Source organism: Psychrobacter sp. TB20-MNA-CIBAN-0197 (assembly GCF_040309765.1).
Lineage (GTDB): Bacteria > Pseudomonadota > Gammaproteobacteria > Pseudomonadales > Moraxellaceae > Psychrobacter > Psychrobacter submarinus.
On the sequence record NZ_JBEOPC010001320.1, the window covers coordinates 1 to 239 of the forward strand.

At 57.7% G+C, this 239-nt stretch carries 1 pseudogene; it reads left to right on the plus strand.

Annotated elements, in window-relative coordinates:
• Positions 1–239 (plus strand): annotated as a pseudogene (locus AAEY83_RS18230) (oxygen-dependent tRNA uridine(34) hydroxylase TrhO); the annotation flags it as partial.

Here is a 239-nt window from a genome sequence, read left to right on the forward strand (position 1 = left end):
GCGTTGACCCGAACAAGAAGGTTGGCACCTACGTCGAACCGCAGGACTGGAACGCGCTGATCAGCGACCCGGAAGTGCTGCTGATCGACACGCGCAACGATTACGAAGTGTCGATCGGCACCTTCGAAGGCGCCATCGATCCGAAAACCACCAGTTTTCGCGAGTTTCCCGACTACATCAAAGAACACTTCGACCCGGCCGTGCACAAGAAGGTCGCGATGTTCTGCACCGGCGGCATT